Origin of the sequence: Mesorhizobium sp. M0571 (assembly GCF_040320985.1) — a bacterium.
GTDB lineage: Bacteria > Pseudomonadota > Alphaproteobacteria > Rhizobiales > Rhizobiaceae > Mesorhizobium.
Window position 1 is genome coordinate 130,098 of the sequence record NZ_JAMYQT010000019.1, and the last position, 7,489, is coordinate 137,586.

The window sequence follows — 7,489 nt, forward strand, 5'->3', positions numbered from 1 at the left end:
CACGCCACAAGCGTGTCTCGCTGGAGACGCCGGTGAGGGCGTAGGACTTGTAAGGAAACCGCAGACCGCGGCAGAAACCGTTGCCGAATTGGCCAGCGGCGTAATCCAGCGCGATTTTTCTGATGACCGCTCGGGCCTGCCTCACTTACATGGGAAGCACGCAAAATTGAGCCATGGCCAGCATGTCAGTAACAAGAGAACCAAACGCCGCCCCGGAACCGGCTAACGCGGAAATGCGCATGGCGACGCGCGACCGCCCTTTTGAACCCGTCGACTACGGGCTTTACGCGCTGACGGTCATTGCCTGGAGCGCATCGTGGTTCGCGATCGAGCTTCAGGTCGGCAGCGGCGTGTCGAACGAGGTCAATCTGGTCTGGCGCTTCGCCATCGCCACGCTGCTGATTTTTGCCTGGGCGGGCTTTTCCGGCCGGCGGCTCCGCTTTCCGATCACCGATCATCTGCGCTTTGCTGTGCTCGGCATCCTCATCTTCTCGTCGAACTTCCTGTTTTTCTATTACGGCGCCGGCTATCTCGTCAGCGGCTTGCTCTCGGTCGTCTTCTCGCTCGCCTCGGTCATCAACATGCTGCTTGGTGCCTTGGTCATCGGCGAGCGCCCGGCGCCGCGCATTCTCGCTGGCGGCGTCATCGGCTTCGCCGGCATAGCGCTGATGTTCTTTCCCGAAATCGCCGCGAACGGGCTTTCCGGCGGCACGTTGATAGGCCTTCTGCTGTGCCTCTGTGGCACGCTGAGCTTCTGCGCCGGCAATCTCGTCTCCGTCGCAAACCAGCGCCGCGGCCTGCCGCTCGTTTCAACCAGCGCCTGGGGTATGCTTTATGGCACTCTGTGGTCTGCGTTCCTGGCCTTCCTCCTCGGTGAACCGTTCGTGTTCGCGACGACCGCTTCCTACGTCGGTTCGCTGGTCTTCCTCGCCGTCATATCGACGGTCATGGCTTTCGCCGCCTACCTTACGCTGCTTGGACGCATTGGCGGCGCCCGCGCCGGCTATGCGACCGTCATATTTCCCGTCTTTGCGCTTTTGATCTCCACGGCGCTGGAAGGCTACGCCTGGACCGCTTACGCGATCATCGGGCTCGTCCTCGTCGCCGCCGGGAACGTCCTGGTCATTCGCGGAGGACGGCGCTGACGCATGGAATACTGCGCAATGCCGCCGCCTTCCGCTGCGCGGGTGAGCTTGACTCTCTGGGTCGTCTGTCTAAGCTTGCGGTCAATGGGTCAGACCAATGTACCAGGGCGAGCCGGGAGGGATTAGACGCGCATGCCGATCCAGGCCGTTGAACCACGCCGGCTTTACCGGCAGGTCGCCGATCAGCTCAGGCAGCTGATCGATGCTGGCGAGTTTTCCGTCGGCGACCGTCTGCCGACCGAGCGGGATCTGGCCGACCAGCTCGGAATTTCCCGCCCGACGGTTCGTGAAGCGCTGATAGCACTGGAGGTCGAAGGCCGCATACGCATCCGCGTCGGCTCGGGCATCTACGTCACCGATCCGCCGAGCGCCGCCGCCTCCGATCCCGAAATGGAGGAGGGCCCGTTCGAGCTGTTGCGCGCACGCGAATTCGTCGAAGGCGCGATCGCCGCCGAAGCTGCTCTCCACGTTCGGCCTGCAGATATCGAACGGCTCGACGACGTGCTGCGCCGAATGGAGGCCATGCGTCACCCCAACAAGATGACCATCGCGCTTGACCGGGAATTCCACACCGCCGTCGCCGGCATTCTCGAGAACGCCGTGCTGGTGCGCTTCATCGGCGAGCTTTTCGATCAGCGCATGAACCCTTACTTCGAACGCCTGTCGATTTATTTCGAGACCAGCGATTCCTGGCAGATCGCGGCAAAGGAGCATCGTGCCGTTCGCGATGCGATTGCCGCGCGCGATCCCGAGCGGGCCAAGGCCGCCATGCAGCAGCATCTGCGCCAGTCGCAAATCAGATTCTCATGCAATTTCGATGAGAGAGCCGCAGCCAAGGAGGTTGCGGAATAGCAGTCGGCCGGGGGGAGATCCGGCAGTCAAATCCAACCAGGGAGGAATTAGATGTTGAGGAAATACGCAGTTCTGCTCGGTGCGATCGTCGCAATTGCCATGCCCATGGCGTCGGCCTCGGCGGAGACGGTCCTGAAATGGGCACATGTCTACGAGACGTCGGAGCCCTTCCACACTGAATCCGTATGGGCGGCGGAGGAGATCAAGAAGCGCACCCAGGGCCGCTACGCCATCGACGTCTATCCGGCCTCGCAGCTCGGCAAGGAAGCAGACATCAACCAGGGCCTGATGCTCGGCACTGTCGATATCATCATTTCCGGATCGAGCTTCGCGGCGCGCGAATATCCGCCGATCGGCGTCACCTATTTCCCATATACGTTCCGTGATGCCGACCATCTGCTGAAATACACCAAGAGCGACGTCTACAAGGCCCTGACCAAGGGCTATGAGGACAAGACCGGCAATCACATCGCCGCCACCACCTATTACGGGACGCGGCAGACCACCTCGAATCGGCCGATCGCCAAGTGCTCCGACATGCAAGGCCTAAAAATGCGCGTTCCCGACGTGCCGGCCTATCTGGCCATGCCGCGTGCCTGCGGCGCCAACACCGCGCCGATTGCCTTCGCCGAGGTCTACCTGGCCCTGCAGAACGGCACGGTCGAGGCCCAGGAGAACCCGCTAACCACCATCGAGGCGAAGAAATTCTACGAGGTGCAGAAGAACATCGTGCTCACTGGCCACATCGTCGATCATCTCAACACCATCATATCGGCGTCGCGCTGGGCCTCGCTTTCCGACGAGGACAAGAAGATCTTCACCGAGGTGATGCAGGAGGCTGCCGCCCGCGCCACGGCAAAGATCGTCGCCCGCGAAAAGGAACTGGTGCAGGTATTCAAGGACCGCGGCATCAGCGTGACCGATGTCGACCGTGCCGATTTCGAGAAGAATGTGCTGGAGAAGGTCACCTTCGAGGAGTTCGGCTACAACAAGGCCGATTGGGAAGCGATCCGCGCCATCAAGTAGGGCATCGGAAAATTCGGATGCTCAAACAAAACGAGAGAGCGGCGATCGGATTCGCCGCTTTAGCCTGCCAATCCGTCCGGCTTCACGTTGCGCCGGACGGCCTTTCCAATCCTTGACGACCCACCAGCTTCGGGAGCCCGCGCCGATGGCCGAGGAACACCACACCGAGATCACCGTCGAAGAGATCGCCCAGGCTTTCGAGGAGGTGCCGGTACACGTCGACCTGTCGGACCACGGCATCGAGGACTGGATCACGCTTGCCGTGTTCTGGGGCATGGTCGTCTGTGTCTTCCTGCAGTTCTTCACCCGTTATGCGCTGAACAACAGCCTTGCCTGGACCGAGGAGATCGCCATCAACGCGCTCGTCGTCGTTGTCTTTCTCGGCGCAGCCATGTGCGTGCGCCTGTCGCGCCATATCCATGTCGACGTGCTTTACCACTATCTGCCGGAGCGCGTCGGCCGCTGGCTGGCGCTCGCCGTCGATGTTATCCGCATCGCATTCTTCGCCTACGGATCCTGGCTGATGTGGCGCTACGTCACGATCGTGGCGCATGAGCGCATGGTCACCGTCAACCTGCCGCGGCGCTGGTTCTTCTACGCCGTACTGGCCGGCTTCGTGCTGATGCTTCTGCGCTCGATCCAGGTCTTTATCGGCAATTACAGGCGCGGCTATTCGGTGCTCGAGCGTCCTGGTGCGTTCGAGACGGCAGGGGTCTGAGCGATGCTGCTTCTGGTCGGAGGTTTCATTGTCCTGATGCTCATTGGCGTGCCGGTCGCCGTTTCGATGGCGGCCGCCTCGATCCTTTACCTCGTCATCTACGGCGTCGCGCCCGACATCATCGCGGCCCAGCGCATGATCGCCGGGGTGGAGAGTTTTCCGCTGCTCGCCGTTCCCTTCTTCATCCTGGCCGGCAACCTCATGAACATCGCCGGGGTCACCGGGCGCATCTATTCCTTCGCCCTTGCCCTGGTCGGCTGGATGAAGGGCGGCCTGGCGCAGGTCAACATCATCGGATCGGTGATCTTTTCCGGCATGTCGGGCACCGCGCTCGCCGACGCCGCCGGCATCGGCACCATCGAGATCAAGGCGATGAAGGACCACGGCTACCCGATCGACGCTGCGGTCGGGGTCACCGCCGCTTCCGCGACGCTTGGGCCGATCTTCCCGCCTTCGCTGCCCTTCGTCATCTACGGTATGATGGCAAATGTCTCGATCGGCGCGCTGTTCATGGCCGGCATCCTGCCTGGCGTGGTCATGACCGTGCTGATGATGATCACGGTCGCCATCTTCGCCTACAGGCGCGGCTGGGGCTCCGACACACCCTTCGAGCTTCGGCGGCTGGCTGAAGCGGCGGGCGAGGTGCTGGTGGTGGCTGCCTTTCCGATTGCCTGCTATGTGCTCGTGCAGCTTGGCCTGTCGATCAACATCGCGGTCGGTATCGCGCTGCTGGTGCTGATCGTGACCGACTGGTATTTCGACTTCTCCGCGGTCATGGCGCTGATGACACCGGTCATCCTGATCGGCGGCATGACGATGGGCTGGTTCACGCCGACCGAAGCGGCGATGGCGGCCGTGATCTGGTCGCTTTTTCTCGGGCTGGTGCGCTACCGAACGATGACGCTGCGCTTGCTCGCCAAGGCCAGCTTCGACACGATCGAGACGACCGCTTCGGTGCTGTTCATCGTTACCGCCGCATCGATCTTCGCCTGGCTGCTCACCGTCAGCCAGGCGGCACAACTGTTTTCAAACTTCATCTTCGCGCTCACCGAAAACAAATGGGTCTTCCTGATCCTGGTCAACATCCTGATGCTGGTGGTCGGCTGCTTCCTCGATACGATCGCCGCGATCACCATTCTGGTGCCGATCCTGCTGCCGGTCGCCGCCGTCTACGGCATCAACCCGGTGCATTTCGGGCTGATCATGACGCTCAACCTGATGATCGGGCTTTTGCACCCGCCGCTCGGCATGGTGCTGTTCGTGCTGTCGCGCGTCGCCAAGCTCTCGGTCGAGCGTACCACCATGGCGATCCTGCCATGGCTGGTGCCGCTTATAGTGGCGCTGCTTCTGATCACCTTCATACCCGCCATCACGCTCTGGCTGCCGACCGAGATGGGCCTGATCCGGTGAGCGGCCAGGTGATTGCCGCAACGCTGTTCGGCCCGCAGGACCTGCGTATGGTGGCGCATCCGCTGGGACCGCTGGCGCCAGGGATGGTGCGGGTGCGTTTCGGCGCGGGGGGCATTTGCGGCTCCGACCTGCATTATTTCCGCCATGCCCGAACCGGCGACTTCGTCGTCACCTCGCCGCTTGTCCTCGGCCACGAGATCTCCGGCGAAATCGTCGAGATCAACGGCGCCGCGCCCGGCCTGGGCGTCGGCGATCACGTTGCGGTCAATCCGTCGCGCTGGTGCGGGCATTGCGCGCGATGCCTGGAAGGCCGCGCCAATCTCTGCGAAAACATCCATTTCATGGGCTCGGCATCGAAGACGCCGCATATGCAGGGCGGCTTCGCCAGTCTGTTCGACGCCACGCCCGCGCAATGTTTCAAGGTTCCATTTGATGTGGCCTACCAGGCGGCCGCACTTGCCGAACCGCTGGCGGTCAGCCTGCACGCCGTCGCGCGGGCGGGCAACATCAGTGGCCGCAACGTCATCCTGTTCGGTGCCGGCCCCATCGGTCTCTTGACCATGCTCGCGGCCAGGCTTGCCGGCTGCGCTGAGCTTACCGTCGCCGATATCGCCGCCGCTCCGCTCGCCTTCGCCCGCAGGTTGGGCGCCGACAGGACGATCGACCTTTCTAGCGGCGACGCCGAGCTCCAGGCGCTCGCCGCCGGCGGTTCGCTTGATGTGGCGTTCGAGATTTCAGGCACTGCCGCAGGCCTTGCCGCGGCGATCGCCAGTGTCCGGCGCGGCGGCACGGTGGTCCAGGTCGGCAATCTTCCCGGTGGCCAGATCCCGCTGCCTGCCAATGCGGTAATGGCCAAGGAGATCGACCTCAAGGGCACCTTCCGCTTCGGCAAGGAGTTCGGCCGGGCGGTCGGTCTCATCGTTTCGGGTGAGGTGGACGTCCTAAAGCTGGTGACCGCGGAGCGCACGCTTTCTTGCGCCCCCGACGCCTTCCATCTTGCCGCCGACCGCTCACAGAGTGTCAAGGTCGTGCTGACCGCGGGCTGATCGAGGATTCGCAAAGTCCCTTTTTTTGACAAGGCAATTGGCGCTTCACTGTGCAGGTACAAACAGAATGTGCGACGGACCGTGCTGGCTTCCTAGCATCAGGATAGAGCATACGCCTGCAACCTTCATAACCCGATGCCGCGCTTCTTTCCCAGGCTCCAATCCACGCCCCCCGTATCCGAGCCCACGACCCCGGTAACTTGATTACCCAATCGCTTTTCGAGCGACGGCGACCAGGGCACGAGCTTGAATTCGAGTCCATTATCGATCATCGCGAGCCGGCCTGAAGCCAGCGAGAAACGCCGCCGGTAAATCCCAGCCACTTGATCGCCGTTGGCAGCCTTCGTGAATGACAGGCCCGTCTCGGCGGCGAGGCGGGCACCGAGCGATTCCACCTCATGATCGTGTAGTGTATCGATCAGATTGCGCGCAAGAATGACGCGCTGTCCCTCGCGCCTGGCCAGATCGCGCCTGACAAGGTGGTCGACCCGATCTTGCAGCGCCTGTCTTACGTCCCTTCCAAAGCCGCCCTCACCGAATTCGGCAGGCTCGCGTGCAACGAGTTGGCGATCGAGCCAAGTCGCGCCGGAAGCATGGACCTGCTGTTCGATTGAGAGGTCGGAGCGGACGGCGAGCCTGACCCGGCCACCGCCATTTGCACTCGCATCGCGGCACAACTCCACGACCGAGCCCGGGTCGGAGTCTCCGGCCGCATTAGGGTCATGGAAGCGAAGGTGGTGTGTGCGCCCATCGATGCCGTCGACGATGGCATAGGCCGAGCCCCGCAGTTCGTCGTCGAGGCCGCGTTCGAGCAGTCGGCCGATCACGGGCGCATCAATCTTTTCGGCGGCCAGCACATAGTCGGCTGTCCCTCTTTTTAGCCCATGCACGGTGAGACTGCGGTGCATGCGCTTGATGATGTCGCCGCGTTCACCGAGGGCGCGCAAAGTTGCCTCGGCCTCTTCCACCACCATCCACTGGCCGGGACGGATCTCGTTCGCGAGGCCTAGCCTTTCCAGTTGCCGGAGCCGGCCGACTTTGAGCCCCAGGAACTCGTCGGGCTGGCGATCAGGGTGTGGCGCGAGATCAATGATGCCATGACGGTCGGTGTCGCGAACAAGCTGGCGATCGAGCTGCGTCCAGCGCTCAGTGTCGACCTGCCGCTCGATGGCCTGGCGGATGTCGAGGTCGGTGCGGAGCCCAAGCGTCTGGGTGAGAATGTCGCTCGCCCGATCGCGCATGCCCTGGCGGATGTAGTCGCGCGAGATGACAAGACTCTCGCCGTCGTCGGC

At 62.8% G+C, this 7,489-nt stretch carries 7 protein-coding genes; 6 read left to right on the forward strand and 1 reads right to left on the reverse strand.

What is annotated here, in order from left to right; all coding sequences use genetic code 11:
• Positions 1–239 precede the first annotated feature (239 nt).
• The 6 genes from NKI85_RS22410 to NKI85_RS22435 all read left to right on the forward strand — a co-directional run bounded on the left by NKI85_RS22410 (position 240) and on the right by NKI85_RS22435 (position 6,197).
• Positions 240–1,145: a DMT family transporter gene (locus NKI85_RS22410; protein ID WP_352777926.1), complete on the forward strand. Its 906-nt coding sequence runs from the start codon at positions 240–242 to the stop codon at positions 1,143–1,145.
• A gap of 132 nt (positions 1,146–1,277) precedes the next feature.
• Entirely contained in the window at positions 1,278–1,997 is a 720-nt protein-coding gene (locus tag NKI85_RS22415) for a FadR/GntR family transcriptional regulator (protein WP_352527051.1), read from the forward strand.
• 51 nt (positions 1,998–2,048) lie between these two features.
• The gene (locus NKI85_RS22420; protein WP_502896143.1) at positions 2,049–3,023 is read left to right on the forward strand and encodes a sialic acid TRAP transporter substrate-binding protein SiaP; all 975 of its coding nucleotides are present in this window, start codon (positions 2,049–2,051) and stop codon (positions 3,021–3,023) included.
• Between the two features lie 145 nt (positions 3,024–3,168).
• Complete coding sequence (locus tag NKI85_RS22425; RefSeq protein ID WP_352527052.1) at positions 3,169–3,741, forward strand: TRAP transporter small permease; 573 nt, start codon at positions 3,169–3,171, stop codon at positions 3,739–3,741.
• A 3-nt stretch (positions 3,742–3,744) separates the two neighbouring features.
• Positions 3,745–5,151, forward strand: a complete 1,407-nt coding sequence (locus NKI85_RS22430) for a TRAP transporter large permease (RefSeq protein ID WP_352527053.1) — start codon at positions 3,745–3,747, stop codon at positions 5,149–5,151.
• Entirely contained in the window at positions 5,148–6,197 is a 1,050-nt protein-coding gene (locus NKI85_RS22435; RefSeq protein ID WP_352777929.1) for an L-idonate 5-dehydrogenase, read from the forward strand. The genes NKI85_RS22430 and NKI85_RS22435 overlap by 4 nt, the downstream gene beginning before the upstream one ends.
• Before the next feature lie 125 nt (positions 6,198–6,322).
• Here NKI85_RS22435 and NKI85_RS22440 read toward each other — a convergent pair.
• A partial coding sequence (locus NKI85_RS22440) for a DUF3363 domain-containing protein (RefSeq protein WP_352777932.1) occupies positions 6,323–7,489 on the reverse strand: 1,167 nt, incomplete at its 5' end.

Coding starts and splice junctions, on each gene's coding strand:
- NKI85_RS22410 (WP_352777926.1), top strand. CDS start 240: ATGGCGACGCGCGACCGCCCTTTTGAACCCGTCGACTACGGGCTTTAC.
- NKI85_RS22415 (WP_352527051.1), top strand. CDS start 1,278: ATGCCGATCCAGGCCGTTGAACCACGCCGGCTTTACCGGCAGGTCGCC.
- NKI85_RS22425 (WP_352527052.1), top strand. CDS start 3,169: ATGGCCGAGGAACACCACACCGAGATCACCGTCGAAGAGATCGCCCAG.
- NKI85_RS22420 (WP_502896143.1), top strand. CDS start 2,049: ATGTTGAGGAAATACGCAGTTCTGCTCGGTGCGATCGTCGCAATTGCC.
- NKI85_RS22430 (WP_352527053.1), top strand. CDS start 3,745: ATGCTGCTTCTGGTCGGAGGTTTCATTGTCCTGATGCTCATTGGCGTG.